Source organism: Micromonospora sp. NPDC005197 (assembly GCF_040608295.1).
Lineage (GTDB): Bacteria > Actinomycetota > Actinomycetes > Mycobacteriales > Micromonosporaceae > Micromonospora.
This window is the reverse complement of record NZ_JBEXHY010000122.1, coordinates 1-14,828: the sequence shown is the minus strand read 5'-3', so window position 1 is coordinate 14,828 and position 14,828 is coordinate 1. Positions and strand designations below refer to the sequence as shown.

The following is a 14,828-nucleotide window of genomic DNA, read 5'->3' as shown; positions in this document are numbered from 1 at the left end:
AAGAGGTTTGCGTCACGGAAAGCGCGACTCCTGACGCAAACCTCTTGATCACCGTCAAAGGGGGGTGGGCGGGGAGGTTTGGGTTGGCTTTGGCGGGGGACCTGCTGCCGGACATCTCTGTCGGCGATCGGCGCGGCAACCGGGCAACAGGAACGGTCACCGACTCGGGGCGCTCTAGGATTGACGAGCGGCAACTCCGGGCATACAGCGCGGTGATGAGGAAAGGAGGACAGCATGGCTGACGTGGCAAATGCCCGCACATCCCGCAATGGGAGCGAGCCCTCCACCGCCGAGCTGGTGCAGCGGGCCACCGAACAGGTCTCCCGTCTGGTGCGAGATGAACTGGCGCTGGCCCGGGCGGAGTTGACCCAGAAGGGCAAACACGCCGGTATCGGGATCGGCCTGTTCGGCGGCGGCGGCGCGCTGGCGTTCTACGGCCTGGGCGCGCTGGTCGTCACGGCGATCCTGCTGCTCGACCTGGTGCTGCCCGCCTGGGCCGCCGCGCTGATCGTCGCGGTGGCTCTCTTCCTGGTTGCCGGCATTCTCGCGCTGGTGGGAAAGAAGCAGGTCAGCCGTGCGGTCCCGCCGATGCCGGCGGCAGCGGTCCGCAGCCTCCGGGCTGATGTGGACACCGTCGCCGCCGCCGTGAAGGACAGGGGCCGGGCATGACAGGCAACGGGAGGGGCGACACCGAGGCCCTCCGCGAGGAGATCCGCCGCACCCGGGTCGAGCTGGGCGAGACGATGGAGGCGCTGGCCGCCAAGGCGGACGTCAAGGCCCGCCTGAAGGAGTCCGCCGAGCAGGCGCGGGAGCGGATGCGCGAGCAGGCGGCGCAGACCATGGCCCGGGTCCGCGGGCAGGCCGCCCGCGGCGCCGAGATGGCACGCGCCCAGGCGTACGACAAGGGCGGCCTGGTCCGCGAGAAGAGCGAGCTGGTTCGACGCAACCCGGTGCCGTGGGCGGCGATCGCCGCCGGCGCGGTGGCCACCGTGGTGGTGCTGATGATCGTGCGGGGGAGGCGTAGGTGAGCAAGAGCATCGGCAGGGTCGCGTACCGGCCGGTCGGCGTGTTGTTGGGTATCGCCGCGGGTACGGTGGCCGGCGCGATCTTCCGGCAGGTCTGGAAGGTCACGGCGGGCGACGGCGAGGCGCCCAACGCCACCGACGAGGACCGCGGCTGGGGCGAGATCCTGGCCGCCGCGGCGTTGCAGGGGGCCATTTTCGCGGTGGTCCGCGCCGCTGTGGACCGGGGTGGAGCGGTCGGCGTGCGCCGGATGACCGGCCACTGGCCGGACTGACCGACATCGACGTGAGGCCCCCTTCCATATCGACGGGAAGGGGGCCTTTCGCACGGCTCCGCACGCCGCCCAGCGACCTCGGGCATCCGTCAGGTCACATGTCGGAGAAATTCGTCGGACAGGTCGTGCAGACTTTTTGCGTACGTGATTTGCTGTTCCACGCTGTTGCGAGATGGCGTGGGTTGAGAGAAGTTCCCTCCGTGGGGGCCGCCTCAGACGCCGCTGCTCGAAAACGGCCAATCGGCCGCACGGCGTGCACGGCCGCCAGTTTTAGAAGGAGATACACATGGCGCAGGGAACCGTGAAGTGGTTCAACGCTGACAAGGGCTTCGGCTTCATCACCGTCGACGGCGGGGGTGCTGACGTGTTCGTCCACTTCTCGGCCATCCAGTCCAGCGGCTACCGCACGCTGGAGGAGAACCAGCGAGTGGAGTTCGAGATCGCCCAGGGTCAGAAGGGCCCGCAGGCCGAGCAGGTCCGTCCCCTCTGACGAGGGTGGCCGGCCCCCGCCGGTCAGTGGACGACCCGGCCAGGGGTCGTTGCAGTAAAGCCCCGTATCCCTTCCGGGATGCGGGGCTTCCCACGTTCATCAGTCAGCGTCGACGGCGCGAGCGCAGGCCCAGCCAGATGACGACCAACCCGGCCAGGGCCACGATCGGGCCGATCACCGCCCAGATCCGCTCGTCGGTCATCGCGCTGCCGCTGACGTAGCCGAGGCCCTGCACCGTCCACACCGCACCGACCACCACGGCCAGCAGGCCGAGGGTGAGCGTCAGCCAACCCCTCATCGCGGGCCCTCCTTCCCGGATCGGGCGGCGCGCCGCCCCCGGGTCCCAGCATCGCCGTTGCGGTGGCGCGACGCGAGCACCCGGGGTGGGCGGCTCACCACCGGTCGTGCACCTGCGGGCGGATCAGCTCGTCGTAGACCTCGCGTACGCCAGCCAGTTGCGCGGCCGTGAGCGGCTGCAGGTCGGCCGCGGCGGCGTTGCGCCGAGCCTGCTCGGCGTCGCGGGCGCCGGGGATGACGACTGTGACACCGGTCTGGTCCAACACCCACCGCAGCGCGAACTGCGCCATCGTACGGTCGGAGTCGACCAGCGGCGCCAGCCGGCGGACGGCCGCGAGCCCCTGCGTGTAGTCGACGCCGGAGAACGTCTCGCCCACGTCGAACGCCTCGCCGTGGCGGTTGTAGTTGCGGTGGTCGTCGGCGGGGAACTCGGTGTGCTCGTCGTAGCGGCCGGAGAGCAGGCCGCTGGCCAGCGGCACCCGGGCGATGATGCCGACTCCGGCCTGCGCGGCTGCCGGCAGGACGCGCTCCAGCGGCTTGTGCCGGACGGCGTTGAGGATGATCTGGACGCTGGCCACGCCGGGCCGGGCGATGGCGGTGAGCGCCTGGTCGCAGGTCTCCACGCTGACCCCGTACCCCGCGATGGCCTTCTCGGCGACGAGGGTGTCCAGGGCGTCGAAGACCGCGTCGTCGGCGAAGACGGCGGTCGGCGGGCAGTGCAGCTGGACCAGGTCCAGGGTGTCCACTCCGAGGTTGGCCCGGGACCGGTCGGTCCACTGCCGGAAGTGGGCCAGGGTGTACGCCTCCGGCCGCTGCTCGACGCGCCGGCCCATCTTCGTGGCGACGGTCAGGCCTGCGTCGGGCCGGGAGCGCAGGAAGCGGCCGATCAACTGCTCGCTGCGGCCGTCGCCGTACACGTCGGCGGTGTCCAGGAAGGTGACGCCGGCGTCCACGGCGGCGCTGAGCACGGCCATGGCGTCGGCCTCGGTGACCGTGCCCCAGTCGGCGCCGAGCTGCCAGGCGCCCAGGCCAACCACTCCGACAGTCCGGCCGAGCCGGTTGAAGTTGCGCTGTTCCATGCCCCCGAGCCTAGTGATCGGGTTGCCGGCCTGCCAGGCGAGCCGTACCGTCAACAAGACGGACGTACGGTTTGGAGGCGGAGATGTGGGATCCGACGACGTACCTGCGCTACGGCGACGAGCGCTCCCGGCCGTTTCACGACCTGCTCGCCCGGGTCCCCGCCGTGCGGCCCCGGACGGTGGTCGACCTCGGCTGCGGGCCCGGCCAGCTCACCGCGACCCTCGCCGAGCGCTGGCCGGACGCCCGGGTCCGCGGCCTCGACTCCGCGCCGGAGATGATCGACCGGGCGCGCGCCCTGCCGACCCCGGTCGAGTTCGCCGTCGCCGACCTGCGCGACTGGCGCCCGGCCGGCGACGAGGACGTGGTGGTCACCAACGCGGCCCTGCAGTGGGTGCCCGGCCACCAGGAGCTGCTGCGCCGCTGGGCCGCCGACCTGCCCGCCGGCGCCTGGCTCGCCATGCAGGTCCCCGGTAACTTCGACGCCCCGTCGCACCGGGCGCTGCGCGAGGTCGCCGGCCGACCGGCCTGGCGTGCCGAGCTGACCCCGCTGCTGCGCGCCGACCCGGTCGACGACCCGGCCGACTACGCGGAGCTGCTGACCGCCGCCGGCTGCGCGGTGGACGCCTGGGAGACTACCTACGTGCACCTGCTGCCGGCCGAACCCGCCGCCGACCACCCGGTGCTGGCCTGGATGGAGGGCACCGCGCTGCGCCCCGTCCGGGCCGCCCTGGACGCCGCCGGCTGGTCGGCCTTCCGGGCCGAGCTGGGCGTACGGCTCGCCGCCGCGTACCCGGCGCGGCACGGCCAGGTGTCCTTCCCGTTCCGCCGCGTCTTCGTCGTCGCCCGCACCGGCGCTCATGCCCAGGAGAACCCGTGACCGACCTGACCACCTTCATCGCCGGCCTGCCCAAGGTGGAGCTGCACGTGCACCACGTCGGCTCCGCCTCCCCCCACATCGTCGCCGAGCTGGCCGCCCGGCACGAGGGTCGCTCGCCCGTCCCGGCCGACCCGGCGGCCCTGGCCACCTACTTTGAGTTCCGCGACTTCGCCCACTTCGTCGAGGTCTACCTGAGCGTCGTCGACCTCATCCGCGACCCGGAGGACGTCTGGCTCCTCACCCACGAGGTGGCCCGGGAGCTGGCCCGCCAGCAGGTCCGCTACGCGGAGCTGACCATCACCCCGTACTCGCACGTGCGCCGGGGGATCCCCGCGCCGGCGTTCTGCGAGGCGATCGAGGACGCCCGCAAGCGCGCCACCGCCGACTTCGGCCTTGAGCTGCGCTGGTGCTTCGACATCCCCGGCGAGGCCGGCCTGCCGGCCGCCGAGGAGACGCTGCGCATCGCGCTCGACGAGCGCCCGGACGGGCTGATCAGCTTCGGTCTCGGCGGCCCCGAGATCGGCGTACCCCGGCCGCAGTTCCGGCCCTTCTTCGACCAGGCCCGTGCGGCCGGGCTGCGCTCGGTGCCGCACGCGGGCGAGACCACCGGCCCGCAGACCATCTGGGACGCGCTGAACGAGCTGGGCGCCGAGCGGATCGGGCACGGCATCTCCGCCGCCAAGGACCCGGAGCTGCTCGCGTACCTGGCCGAGCGGCAGATCGGGATGGAGATCTGCCCGACGTCCAACGTACGGACCCGGGCCGTGGCCAGTCTCGACGAGCACCCGCTGCCCCGGCTGGTCGAGGCCGGGCTGCTCGTCACCATCAACTCCGACGACCCACCGATGTTCGGCACCACCCTCAACGACGAGTACGCGGTGGCCGCCCGGCTGCTCGGGGCGGGCCCCGGGGAGCTGGCCGCCCTGGCCCGCAACGCGGTGACCGCGTCCTTCCTCGACCCGGCCGGCAAGCAGCGGATCACCGCCGAGATCGAGGCGTACGTCGCCAGCGCCGGCTGACGCCGGTCGGGCTGGGCCGCTCGGGTGAGCGGGGCGCGCGGCGGGAGCGTGGGTGTGGGGGGACCTGAGACTCCCGCCGCGCGCGCGGCTCCACCGGCCCGTGGGTGCGCGGTGCGCTGGCCGGTGGAACTGGTGGGTTCGTGCTCTGATCCTGTCAGCCCGCGGGCCTCCGACCGCCGTCGTTAACCGCGATCTAAGGAAGACTTGCGCCGCCGCACAGCCCCGGTCCGCTCAGCCGATCGAAGCGCCCCCGTCGGCCGATCGGTCGGAGGTGTTTTAGTCGCCTGCGCGGCGCTGCTCAGTCGTCGGTGGGGCGCTGGCGGGGCCAGCGACGGCCGCTCGTCTTCTGGTCCCGGGCGTCGCGCGCCATCCGGCCCACGAGGCCGAACCGGTTGACCTGCCGGGGCGTCGCCTCCGGGTCGGCGAGCAGCATCACCACGCTGGCGCCGCCCAACCGGGCCCGGTCGATGCTGACCGAGCCGTTGGCCTGCAACGCCACCCGCTTGGCGATGTCCAGGCCGAGCCCGGTCGAGCCCTGGTCGCTGGTGCCCCGCCGCAGTGCCCGGTCCGGGTTGGCGATCCCCGGGCCGGCGTCGTCGATCCGGATCGCCACGTACCCGTCGCGGCGGGACACGGCCACCTCGAACGCCGTTCCCTGCGGGGTGTAGCGGAAGACGTTGCCGATCACCGCGTCCAGCGCGGCGGCCAGCTCGGCGCGTGGCACGGGCGCGGGGATGCGCAGCTGAGCGCCGTTGACCCGGTGTGGCCGGTTCTGGTCACCGGCGAGCGCCGCCCAGAACACCATCCGGTCCCGGACGACCTCGCTGACGTCGCACATCGCCGGGCCGGCCTCGTGGGCCACCGCCTTGCGCGTGGTCTTGATCAGCACGTCGATCTCACCTTCGAGGGTGACGATCGCCTGCCGGATCCGCCGGATGCCCCGTAGCCGGTCCAGTTCCGCCGGGCTGAACGAGCCCACGCTGGTGTCGTCGGACTCCAGCGCCTCCGCGTCCAGCCGGAGCACGGTCAACGGCGTCCGCAGCCGGTGGGACAGATCGGCCACCAGCTCCCGCTCATCGGTGCGCGCCGCGTCCAGCCGGTCGGCCATCCGGTTGAAGGCGTACCCGGCCTCCGCCAGCTCACGGGGGCCGGTCGGCTCCACGCGTACGCCCAGGTCGCCGTCGCCGATCGACAGGGCGGCCTTGACCAGACCTCGGGTGGCGTCCACCGCGCGGGCGGCCACCCGGTCGACCACCAGCACCGCCGCGCCGGCCATCGCCGCGCCCACCCCGAACAGCAGCAGCCAGGTGCTGCCGGCGCCCTCGCCCAACGTCGAGTCCGCCACGAACACCTCGACCACGGCCGTCCGATCGCCGAGGACCACCGGGTCGAGCCGGACCACCCCGCCGTCGACGTCGGTGACCAGCGAGCGCCGCTCGGCGCGGGCCCGGTCCAGGTCGCTGCCGCTCGCGCGGCCGGCAGACTCGTCCAACCCCAGCCCGTGCACCACCGGCCGGGTCGACGCGCCGTCACCACTGGCCACGACGGCGCGTTCCACCACCGCCGGGTCCGTGCTCACCGCCAGCGCCCCGGTCACCAGCGCGCTGCGCCGGGCCGCGTCGGCGATCGCCTCCTCCCGGCTCTGCTCGCGCAGGCTCAACCCGAGCGGGATCAGGAACGCGAGCGCGACGAGACTGCACATGCCGGCCGTGAGCAGGGCCAGCGCCGTCCTCAGTCCGGTGCCACCAGCCGGAACCCGACCCCCCGCACGGTGCGCAGGTAGCGCGGCTTCGCCGCGGACTCGCCCATCTTTCTGCGGAGCCAGTACAGGTGTACGTCGATGGTCTGATCCTCGCCGACCGATGGCTGCCGCCATACCTCCTCCAAGAGTTCCCGGCGGGACACTACCCGCCCGGGTCGTGCGGCGAGATACGCCAGCAGGTCGAATTCCTTACGGGTCAGCGCCAGCGGCTCCCCGTCGAGCTGGGCGCTGCGCTCACCGACGTCGACTCGCAACCCGCCGACGGTGTGCACCGCGGGCTGCACCGTCCGGCTGGCCCGCCCGGCACGCCGCAGCACCGTGGTGATGCGGGCGTCCAGGTGCGCGCCCGTGAACGGCTTGACCATGTAGTCGTCGGCCCCGGCGCGCAGCAGCTTGACCACCGACTGCTCGTCGTCGCGGGCGGTGGCGATGATGATCGGGACGTCGGTGATGCCGCGCAGCATCCGCAGGGCGTCGGAACCGTCGAGATCGGGCAGGCCGAGGTCCAACACCACCAGGTCGGGTGTCTCCGCGGCGACCCGGCGCAACGCGTCCAGGGCGGTGCCCACGGCGTGCACGGCATGCCCCCGGTCAGCGAGGGACCGCAGCATCGCGCCGCGTACGACGTGATCGTCTTCGACCAGGAGCACGGAGGCCACGACAAGACCGTACTTGGCCTGGCAAGTTGATCGCGTTGCGACGTGCCTGGGAACCGGGCAAGCTGGTACAACGATGTCCTTCACCCTGTTCGCCGACGCCCGCCTGGCGCTCGCCCGGGACAGCCTCGCCGGCCTCTCCACCGGCGACGCGCTCGGCGCGCGGTTCTTCCTGCCGGGGCCGCCGGAGGACCTCACCGACGCCACGCTGCCGCCCGCGCCCTGGGAGTGGACCGACGACACCGAGATGGCCTGCTCGGTGGTCGCGGAACTGGCCGCGACGGGCCGCATCGACCCGGACCGGCTGGCACTGGCGTTCGCGGAACGCTGCGACGCCCGGCGCGGGTACGGCCCCGGCGCGATGCTGATCCTGCGGCTGATCCGCACCGGCACCCCGTGGCCGGTGGCCGCCGCGTCCGCCTTCGACGGCCAGGGCTCCTGCGGCAACGGCGCGGCGATGCGGGTGGGCCCGCTGGGCGCGTACTTCGCCGACTCCACCGCCCGCGCCGCCGCGCAGGCCCGCGCCTCGGCCGAGGTGACCCACGCGCATCCCGAGGGAATCGCCGGCGCGGTCGCGGTGGCGGTCGCCGCCGCGCTCGCCGCCCGGGCCCGCCTCGACGGACACCGACCGGCCCCGGCCCGGCTCCTGGCCGGGATCGCCGCCGCGGTCGACCCGGGCACCGAGGTGCACCGCGGCGTGCACCGCGCCGTCGGGCTGCTCGGCCGGCCCCTGTCCCGCGTGGTGGCGGCGCTCGGCAACGGCGCCCGCGTGACGGCCCAGGACACCGTCGCGTTCACGCTCTGGGTGGCCGCCACCCACCTCGACGACTACCCGGAGGCCATCCGGGTCTGCGTGCGCGCCGGCGGTGACGTGGACACCACGGCGGCCATCACCGGCGCGGTGGTGGCCGCGTACACCGGCGTCGGCACGCCGGGCGGTGTGCCCGAGGCGTGGCTGGCCGCCCGCGAGCCGCTGCCCACCTGGCTACCCTGACCGCTCGCCTGCCCGGCACCGTGGGTGCCCCTTGCCAGGTCCTGGCCTCGTGGTGTCCCTGACTGTCCGGTGTCCCGAACGCTCGGCAGCCCTGCCTCACCGGCTGCGTTAACAGCCGCCAAGGGTGCCACGTCACCTTTGCTCTGCTTCAACCCGCGCAACAGTTTTGGGGCCTGGGTGGTGCGCGGGTTGAAGCAGAGCAAAGGACGCGCGAAGGGCTGCGGCCGCCGCCCGGCCATGAGCTGACGCCCGTCCGCCGCTGCGGCCGGTGCTGCCTCAGCCGGTGCGGGCAGGAGTGGCCGCCGAGGCCAGCTCCGCGGCGGCCGCCGAATCCGTGGGCGCGTCCGTGCCGTCCGGCTGCGACGCCGGCGTCACCGTGTCGGTCTCCGCCGCGCCGGTCACCGCTGCCAGCGCTCCCCGCTCGGCCGGGTCACGTCGCCGCATACGGCTGACCAGCCAGCCGATCGCCGCGCCGCCGCCCAGGCCGGCCAGCAAGCCGGCGGCGAGCATCGCGTCGGCGTTGCCGGATTCCTCTGCGGAGCCGCCCGCCGCCGTGTCACCGCCGCCGGAAGCGCCGTCGGCGCCCTGCGCCCCTGCGGCGGGACCGTTCCCCGCGTCCGCCGCCGGGGCGCCGTGCCCGCCGTGCCCGACCGGCCCGGCCGCACCCGCCGCCGCCGGCAACAGAGTCAGCACCGGGGCCCGGTGTGCGCCGCTGGCGTCCGCCCACCGGACGACCGTGCCGTCGGCGTACGTCTGGACGACCTCGAAGGTGAGCCGCTCCGCCTGCGGCAGCGGGCCCATGGACAGGGCCAGCCGGGCCGGGCCGGACGCGCCCGCGCCGACGCGGACCCAGGTCACCGCCGTGGTCACGGTGCTCACTCCGGAGGAGTGGATGCCGGCCACCGGCTTGTCCAGCGTACGGGAGCTGATCTTGGGCGCCCAGCCGTCGACCGACATCGGGTAGACCTCGGCCACCGGGGCGTCGGCCGGCAACCGGACCTCGATCCGGGTGGTCTTCGTGCCGGCCCGCTCCTCGGGCACGCTGAACTCCAGCCGTACGGCGTCGCCCTGCCGTGCCTCGGTCGGGGTGGTCGTCACGTCCGCGGCGTGCGCCGCCGTACCGGGCCAGAGCAGCAGCCCCGCGGCGGTCAGCGCGGTCACCGCCGCGATTCGCCGCGGGCGGCCTCCGCCGTGTGCGCTCGCCATCTCGTGCCCCCATCCGTCTCGACGTGACCGGCTCCGGTTTCCGGCCACACCTTCTAGTTCGGCTGGCAGGCGCGAAAGGTTCAACGCCGGACGCGAGGAAGGTGCCCTTACCGGCCACGAGGGGGTGGACCGATAGCATCGGCAGGAGCCGAGGATCGGCATCGTTTCGTACTGCTTGGAGGAGTCACCGTGTCCGCACCCCGTACCCCCGCCGTGGCCGACCCTGTCGTCGTCGCCGCCGGGACGACGGCGGCCGACGCGGTGGCCGCGGCCGGACTGCCCGCGAACGGCCCCAAGGCGATCGTCGTGGTCCGCGACCCGCAGGGTCAGCTGCGCGACCTGGACTGGGCGCCGACCGAGGAGACCGTCGTCGAGCCGGTCAGCCTGGACTCGCCCGACGGGCTCACCGTGCTGCGCCACTCCACCGCGCACGTGCTCGCCCAGGCCGTGCAGGACATCTTTCCCGAGGCCAAGCTGGGCATCGGCCCGCCCATCGAGAACGGCTTCTACTACGACTTCGACGTCGCCAAGCCGTTCCAGCCCGATGACCTCAGCAAGATCGAAAAGCGCATGCAGGAGATCGTCAAGTCCGGGCAGCGGTTCCGTCGCCGCCGTTTCGGCAGCCTCGACGAGGCGCGCGCCGAGCTGGCCGACGAGCCGTTCAAGCTGGAGTTGATCGAGGTCAAGGGCGAGGGCCTGGACACCGACGAGGTGATGGAGGTCGGCGGCGGCGAGCTGACCATCTACGACAACCTCGACGCCAAGGAGGACAAGGTCTGCTGGTCGGACCTGTGCCGGGGCCCGCACCTGCCGACCACCCGACTGATCGGCGCGTTCAAGCTGATGCGCTCGGCCGCCGCGTACTGGCGCGGGTCGGAGAAGAACCCCCAACTGCAGCGGGTGTACGGCACCGCGTGGCCGACCCGCGACGAGCTCAAGGCGTACCTGAAGCTGTTGGAGGAGGCCGCCCGGCGCGACCACCGCAAGCTCGGCGCGGACCTCGACCTGTTCAGCTTCCCCGACGAGATCGGCTCGGGCCTGGCGGTCTTCCACCCCAAGGGCGGCATCATCCGCCGCGAGATGGAGCACTACTCGCGGCGGCGGCACGAGGAGGCGGGGTACGAGTTCGTCAACACCCCGCACATCTCCAAGGCGCAGCTGTTCCACACCTCCGGGCACCTGCCGTACTACGCGGACACGATGTTCCCGCCCATGCAGCTGGAGGGCGCGGACTACTACCTCAAGGCCATGAACTGCCCGATGCACAACCTGATCTTCAGGTCGCGGGGGCGGTCGTACCGTGAGCTGCCGCTGCGGATGTTCGAGTTCGGCACGGTCTACCGGTACGAGAAGTCCGGCGTCGTGCACGGCCTGACCCGGGTCCGTGGCCTGACCCAGGACGACTCGCACATCTACTGCACCCGCGAGCAGATGGCCGGCGAGCTGTCCACGCTGCTCAGCTTCGTGCTCGACCTGCTGCGCGACTACGGCCTGGACGACTTCTACCTGGAGCTGTCGACCCGGGACGACTCGCCCAAGTTCATCGGTGCCGACGAGGACTGGGCGGAGGCGACCGAGGCGCTGCGGACCGCCGCCGAGACCTCGGGTCTGGAGCTGGTGCCCGATCCGGGTGGCGCGGCGTTCTACGGGCCGAAGATCTCCGTGCAGGCGCGCGACGCGATTGGCCGGACCTGGCAGATGTCCACCATCCAGGTCGACTTCAACCAGCCGGAGCGGTTCGGGTTGGAGTACCAGGCCGCCGACGGCAGCCGCCAGCGGCCCGTGATGATCCACCGGGCGCTGTTCGGGTCGATCGAACGGTTCTTCGGGGTGCTCACCGAGCACTACGCGGGGGCGTTCCCGGCGTGGCTGGCCCCGGTGCAGGTGGTGGGTATCCCGATCCGCGAGGACCACACCGACTACCTGCACGGTTTCGTCGCGGCGCTGCGGGCCGAGGGCATCCGGGCCCAGGTGGACGCGGGTGACGACCGGATGCAGAAGAAGATCCGTACGGCGCAGCAGCAGAAGATCCCGTTCATGGTGATCGCCGGTGACGACGACGTGGCGGCCGGCACGGTGTCCTTCCGCTACCGCGACGGCTCCCAGCGCAACGGTGTGCCGATCGCCCAGGCGGTAACCCACGTCCTCGACGTGGTGACCTCTCGCACGAACGTCGGCCCGTCGGCCGCACCGGAGTAGCCCGCGCCGCGCGCCGCGCGCCATGATCGTGCTCGATCCAGGAAGTAGTGGCCTCGCCGCCGCGGGAGGCCACTACTTCCATGTTCGGGCGCGATCACGCCCGAAGCGGGCGTCGGCCTGGTCAGATGCCGCAGGTGGGTGCCGACCAGCCGCCGACCGCCGCGACGTGGGTGTGGTCGTTGTGGTCCGGGTAGCCGGGGCCGAGGATCTGTCCGAAGCCGTGGTTGCGGGCCTGCTGGGCCAGCCGGCACAGCGACGGTGAGCCGACCAGGTCCACCGCGTCGCCGTACAGGTGGCGGCTGTTCGAGGCCCCGCCGACCGCGCTGTTGCAGGCGTAGCTGCGGAAGCTGCTGCTGATCGCGATGGGCACGTCACCGAGGGCGTGCCGCAGGGCCTGGAGCTTCCACATCGAGACGAGCGCGTTGGCGCGGGCGGTGCTCGCCGCGACCGCTCCGCCGGACCAGGTGCTGTTGCAGTTGTTCAGCTCGGCGTAGCTGAAGTTGACAGGTGTGCAGTCGTCGTCCTGGAGGGCGTACAGCCGGTTGAAGGTCTGCGGGCCGGCGAGGCCGTCCGCGCCCAACCCGTACGCCTGCTGGAAGCGGATCACCGCGGACCGGGTGGCGGGGCCGTAGGCGCCGTCGATGGTGAGCACGGCGCCGTAGCCGGGGTAGCCGGCGACGCGGATCTGGAGTTGCCGGACGTCCTCGCCGGACATCCCCTGCGACAGGGTGCGCCCCCAGGTGTAGCAGCCGTCCGCGTGCGCCGCGCTGGCGGTGAGGGTGACCCCGGTCACCGTGGTGGCGACGGCCAGCGCGAGCGCCGCGATGACCCTGCCGAGTCGTCGGATCATGAAGCTCTCCATTCATCTATTCAAGTGTCTGAATGCATGGAAGTTTCAGGTCTCGACGGCAATCCGTCAACAACTTGCAGCAAGGAGTTTCCCGGTGACGGGTGTCGCGGCTGGCCCACGCGGCTCCGTAGGATCGGCTCGTGACAGGGGCGGAGCGGCACACGGACAGCGACGGCATGGCGGACGGCCTGGATCGGCTCTGGACGCCGCACCGGATGACCTACATCTCCGGCGAGGACCGCCCGGCCGAGGGCTACGAGAAGCCGACCGGCTGCCCGTTCTGTCTGGCCCCCGGGCTGCCCTCCGAGGAGAGCCTGGTGGTCGCCCGCGGCGAGCGCGTCTTCGTGGTGCTCAACCTCTACCCGTACAACCCGGGGCACCTGCTGGTCTGCCCGTACCGGCACGTCGCCGACTACACCGACCTCGACGAGCCGGAGACGGTCGAGCTCGCCTCGTACACCCAGACCGCGATGCGGGTGATCCGCAAGGTCAGCAACGCGCACGGCTTCAACCTGGGCATGAACCAGGGCGGGGTGGCCGGCGCCGGCATCGCCGCCCACCTGCACCAGCACGTGGTGCCGCGCTGGGGCGGCGACGCGAACTTCATGCCGGTGATCGGCCGCACCAAGGTGCTGCCCCAGCTGCTCGGCGACACCCGCGACCTGCTCGCCCGCGCCTGGCCGTCCTGACCCGCCGGGCCTGACCTCGCCGCCGCGAGGACCGCGCCGGTCCGGCTAGTCGGCGCGCAGCAGGTCGGCAAGCTCCGCCCAGCTCCTTACCGGGTGTACGCGGGGCAGCAGCGCGGCGTGCGCGGCGACCTCCGCCCGGCGGGGCCGGAACAGGTAGCGGTGCGGCACCGAGTCGAGGTAGCCGAGCACCTCCAGCCTGTCGTCCACGAAGTGGGTCAGGCCGAGCCGCCGGGCGATCGGCGCCTTGCCCGGCCGGGTCCGGCAGAAGTGCACCCGCTCGACGGGGATCCCGGTGCGGGCCGTGAGATCGTGGTGGGCCAGCCACTCCCGGGTCCGCCGCTCGGTGGACTCGCCGCACTTGGAGACGAGGTGCACCTCGTCGAACGCCGGCCCGAGCGCTCCGAGCGCGTCGAACGCCCCGTCGACCATGGGCGTCCGCAGGTAGTGCGCGCCGAAGAAGGAGGTGTCGGCGTCGTCGTCGGCCGGCTCGATGAGCACACCGCCGATGTCCACGCCCAGCCGTCGCATGGCGTCGATCATGCCGTACGGCCCCGGCGCGCGCGTACCGCGTTTCCGCGTGCGGAGTTGCTACGCCCCGCCCGGTGAAGGTGGCACGATCGGCCGATGGCAGTGACGACACGGATGTTGGGGCGCAGCGGCATCGAGGTCAGCGCCCTCGGCATGGGGTGCTGGGCGATCGCCGGTCCATGGGCGGAGGGCAGCCAGCCGCTGGGCTGGGGCGCGGTCGACGACGACGAGTCCGTGCGGGCGGTACGCCGCGCGCTCGAGGAGGGCATCACACTCTTCGACACCGCCGACACGTACGGCGCGGGGCACGGCGAGCGGGTGCTGGGGCGGGCCCTCGCCGGCCGCCGGGACGAGGCCGTGATCGCCACCAAGTGGGGCTACACGTTCGACGAGGCGACCCGGCAGGCGACCGGGGAGGACGCGTCACCGGCGTACCTGCGGCGGGCCGTGACCGCGTCGCTGCGCCGGTTGGGCACCGACCGGATCGACCTCTACCAGCTGCACCTGGCCGACCTGCCGGTGCCCCGCGCGGAGGCGCTGATCGGCGTCTGCGAGGACCTGGTCGCCGAGGGCCTGATCCGCGCGTACGGGTGGAGCACCGACCGCCCGGACCGGGCCGCCGCCTTCGGACAGGCCGCCTCCGGCGCCACCGCCGTGCAGCACGCCCTGTCAGTGCTGCGCGACGCCCCCGAGGTGCTCGCCGTCTGCGACAAGTACGACCTGGCCAGCGTCAACCAGGGGCCTCTGGGGATGGGCCTGCTCACCGGCAAGTACACGGCCACGTCGACGTTGCCCCGCGACGACGTGCGCGGGTTGGCGCCAGGCTGGCTGGAGTGGTTCCGCGGCGGCCGGCCCGCGCCGGAGTGGCTGCGCCGGGTCGGGGC

17 protein-coding genes are annotated in these 14,828 nt (G+C 72.9%); 10 read left to right on the top strand and 7 right to left on the bottom strand.

The features are described from left to right. Positions 1-234: 234 nt before the first annotated feature. The 4 genes from ABZU46_RS26510 to ABZU46_RS26495 all read left to right on the top strand — a co-directional run bounded on the left by ABZU46_RS26510 (position 235) and on the right by ABZU46_RS26495 (position 1,787). Complete coding sequence (locus ABZU46_RS26510) at positions 235-669, top strand: phage holin family protein (protein ID WP_007458124.1); 435 nt, start codon at positions 235-237, stop codon at positions 667-669. Then, on the top strand, positions 666-1,028 hold the full coding sequence (locus ABZU46_RS26505) for a DUF3618 domain-containing protein (RefSeq protein ID WP_354861987.1): 363 nt from the start codon (positions 666-668) through the stop codon (positions 1,026-1,028). The genes ABZU46_RS26510 and ABZU46_RS26505 overlap by 4 nt, the downstream gene beginning before the upstream one ends. Then, positions 1,025-1,297, top strand: coding sequence for a DUF4235 domain-containing protein (locus ABZU46_RS26500; RefSeq protein WP_354861985.1), 273 nt, complete (start codon positions 1,025-1,027; stop codon positions 1,295-1,297). The genes ABZU46_RS26505 and ABZU46_RS26500 overlap by 4 nt, the downstream gene beginning before the upstream one ends. Positions 1,298-1,583: 286 nt before the next feature. Continuing rightward, on the top strand, positions 1,584-1,787 hold the full coding sequence (locus tag ABZU46_RS26495; protein WP_013732668.1) for a cold-shock protein: 204 nt from the start codon (positions 1,584-1,586) through the stop codon (positions 1,785-1,787). Between the two features lie 103 nt (positions 1,788-1,890). Here ABZU46_RS26495 and ABZU46_RS26490 read toward each other — a convergent pair whose 3' ends face one another. Both ABZU46_RS26490 and ABZU46_RS26485 read right to left on the bottom strand, forming a co-directional pair. Beyond that, a complete protein-coding gene (locus ABZU46_RS26490; RefSeq protein ID WP_354861983.1) occupies positions 1,891-2,085 on the bottom strand; it encodes a hypothetical protein in 195 nt (64 codons plus the stop codon). A gap of 94 nt (positions 2,086-2,179) precedes the next feature. Next, entirely contained in the window at positions 2,180-3,163 is a 984-nt protein-coding gene (locus ABZU46_RS26485; RefSeq protein ID WP_354861981.1) for an aldo/keto reductase, read from the bottom strand. Positions 3,164-3,246: 83 nt separating this feature from the next. On the opposite strand from ABZU46_RS26485, the gene ABZU46_RS26480 reads away from it, so the two are divergent. Both ABZU46_RS26480 and ABZU46_RS26475 read left to right on the top strand, forming a co-directional pair. After that, positions 3,247-4,041 carry a trans-aconitate 2-methyltransferase gene (locus ABZU46_RS26480; RefSeq protein ID WP_354861979.1) on the top strand — a complete coding sequence of 265 codons (795 nt, stop codon included), beginning with the start codon at positions 3,247-3,249 and terminating at the stop codon, positions 4,039-4,041. Beyond that, positions 4,038-5,060, top strand: coding sequence for an adenosine deaminase (locus ABZU46_RS26475; RefSeq protein WP_354861977.1), 1,023 nt, complete (start codon positions 4,038-4,040; stop codon positions 5,058-5,060). Before ABZU46_RS26480 ends, ABZU46_RS26475 begins: the two co-directional genes overlap by 4 nt. Positions 5,061-5,358: 298 nt before the next feature. Here ABZU46_RS26475 and ABZU46_RS26470 read toward each other — a convergent pair whose 3' ends face one another. Beyond that, positions 5,359-6,762 (bottom strand): HAMP domain-containing sensor histidine kinase, encoded by a 1,404-nt coding sequence (locus tag ABZU46_RS26470; RefSeq protein ID WP_354861976.1) that lies wholly within the window; start codon positions 6,760-6,762, stop codon positions 5,359-5,361. A gap of 29 nt (positions 6,763-6,791) precedes the next feature. Beyond that, a complete protein-coding gene (locus ABZU46_RS26465) occupies positions 6,792-7,481 on the bottom strand; it encodes a response regulator transcription factor (protein WP_007458139.1) in 690 nt (229 codons plus the stop codon). Positions 7,482-7,554: 73 nt separating this feature from the next. Here ABZU46_RS26465 and ABZU46_RS26460 point away from each other — a divergent pair, with 73 nt between their 5' ends. After that, positions 7,555-8,472: an ADP-ribosylglycohydrolase family protein gene (locus ABZU46_RS26460; RefSeq protein ID WP_354861974.1), complete on the top strand. Its 918-nt coding sequence runs from the start codon at positions 7,555-7,557 to the stop codon at positions 8,470-8,472. 276 nt (positions 8,473-8,748) lie between these two features. Here ABZU46_RS26460 and ABZU46_RS26455 read toward each other — a convergent pair whose 3' ends face one another. Next, positions 8,749-9,633, bottom strand: coding sequence for a DUF1775 domain-containing protein (locus tag ABZU46_RS26455; RefSeq protein ID WP_354861972.1), 885 nt, complete (start codon positions 9,631-9,633; stop codon positions 8,749-8,751). 234 nt (positions 9,634-9,867) lie between these two features. Between ABZU46_RS26455 and thrS the strand changes: the two genes are divergently transcribed. Beyond that, positions 9,868-11,877 (top strand): threonine--tRNA ligase, encoded by a 2,010-nt coding sequence (gene thrS, locus ABZU46_RS26450; RefSeq protein WP_354861970.1) that lies wholly within the window; start codon positions 9,868-9,870, stop codon positions 11,875-11,877. 121 nt (positions 11,878-11,998) lie between these two features. Here the strand turns inward: thrS and ABZU46_RS26445 are convergent, their stop codons facing one another. Then, entirely contained in the window at positions 11,999-12,727 is a 729-nt protein-coding gene (locus tag ABZU46_RS26445) for a D-Ala-D-Ala carboxypeptidase family metallohydrolase (protein WP_354861969.1), read from the bottom strand. 176 nt (positions 12,728-12,903) lie between these two features. On the opposite strand from ABZU46_RS26445, the gene ABZU46_RS26440 reads away from it, so the two are divergent. After that, the gene (locus ABZU46_RS26440) at positions 12,904-13,416 is read left to right on the top strand and encodes an HIT domain-containing protein (RefSeq protein WP_354861989.1); all 513 of its coding nucleotides are present in this window, start codon (positions 12,904-12,906) and stop codon (positions 13,414-13,416) included. Positions 13,417-13,461: 45 nt separating this feature from the next. Here the strand turns inward: ABZU46_RS26440 and ABZU46_RS26435 are convergent, their stop codons facing one another. Continuing rightward, the gene (locus ABZU46_RS26435; RefSeq protein WP_354861967.1) at positions 13,462-13,944 is read right to left on the bottom strand and encodes a hypothetical protein; all 483 of its coding nucleotides are present in this window, start codon (positions 13,942-13,944) and stop codon (positions 13,462-13,464) included. Between the two features lie 96 nt (positions 13,945-14,040). Between ABZU46_RS26435 and ABZU46_RS26430 the strand changes: the two genes are divergently transcribed. Further along, on the top strand, positions 14,041-14,828 hold a 788-nt coding region (locus ABZU46_RS26430; protein ID WP_354861966.1), incomplete at its 3' end, for an aldo/keto reductase.

What these genes read in the sequence shown, in the direction of transcription:
- ABZU46_RS26510 (WP_007458124.1), top strand. Translation starts at nt 235, where the DNA reads ATGGCTGACGTGGCAAATGCCCGCACATCCCGCAATGGGAGCGAGCCC.
- ABZU46_RS26505 (WP_354861987.1), top strand. Translation starts at nt 666, where the DNA reads ATGACAGGCAACGGGAGGGGCGACACCGAGGCCCTCCGCGAGGAGATC.
- ABZU46_RS26495 (WP_013732668.1), top strand. Translation starts at nt 1,584, where the DNA reads ATGGCGCAGGGAACCGTGAAGTGGTTCAACGCTGACAAGGGCTTCGGC.
- ABZU46_RS26490 (WP_354861983.1), bottom strand. Translation starts at nt 2,085, where the DNA reads ATGAGGGGTTGGCTGACGCTCACCCTCGGCCTGCTGGCCGTGGTGGTC.
- ABZU46_RS26485 (WP_354861981.1), bottom strand. Translation starts at nt 3,163, where the DNA reads ATGGAACAGCGCAACTTCAACCGGCTCGGCCGGACTGTCGGAGTGGTT.
- ABZU46_RS26480 (WP_354861979.1), top strand. Translation starts at nt 3,247, where the DNA reads ATGTGGGATCCGACGACGTACCTGCGCTACGGCGACGAGCGCTCCCGG.
- ABZU46_RS26470 (WP_354861976.1), bottom strand. Translation starts at nt 6,762, where the DNA reads ATGTGCAGTCTCGTCGCGCTCGCGTTCCTGATCCCGCTCGGGTTGAGC.
- ABZU46_RS26460 (WP_354861974.1), top strand. Translation starts at nt 7,555, where the DNA reads ATGTCCTTCACCCTGTTCGCCGACGCCCGCCTGGCGCTCGCCCGGGAC.
- ABZU46_RS26445 (WP_354861969.1), bottom strand. Translation starts at nt 12,727, where the DNA reads ATGATCCGACGACTCGGCAGGGTCATCGCGGCGCTCGCGCTGGCCGTC.
- ABZU46_RS26440 (WP_354861989.1), top strand. Translation starts at nt 12,904, where the DNA reads ATGGCGGACGGCCTGGATCGGCTCTGGACGCCGCACCGGATGACCTAC.
- ABZU46_RS26435 (WP_354861967.1), bottom strand. Translation starts at nt 13,944, where the DNA reads ATGCGACGGCTGGGCGTGGACATCGGCGGTGTGCTCATCGAGCCGGCC.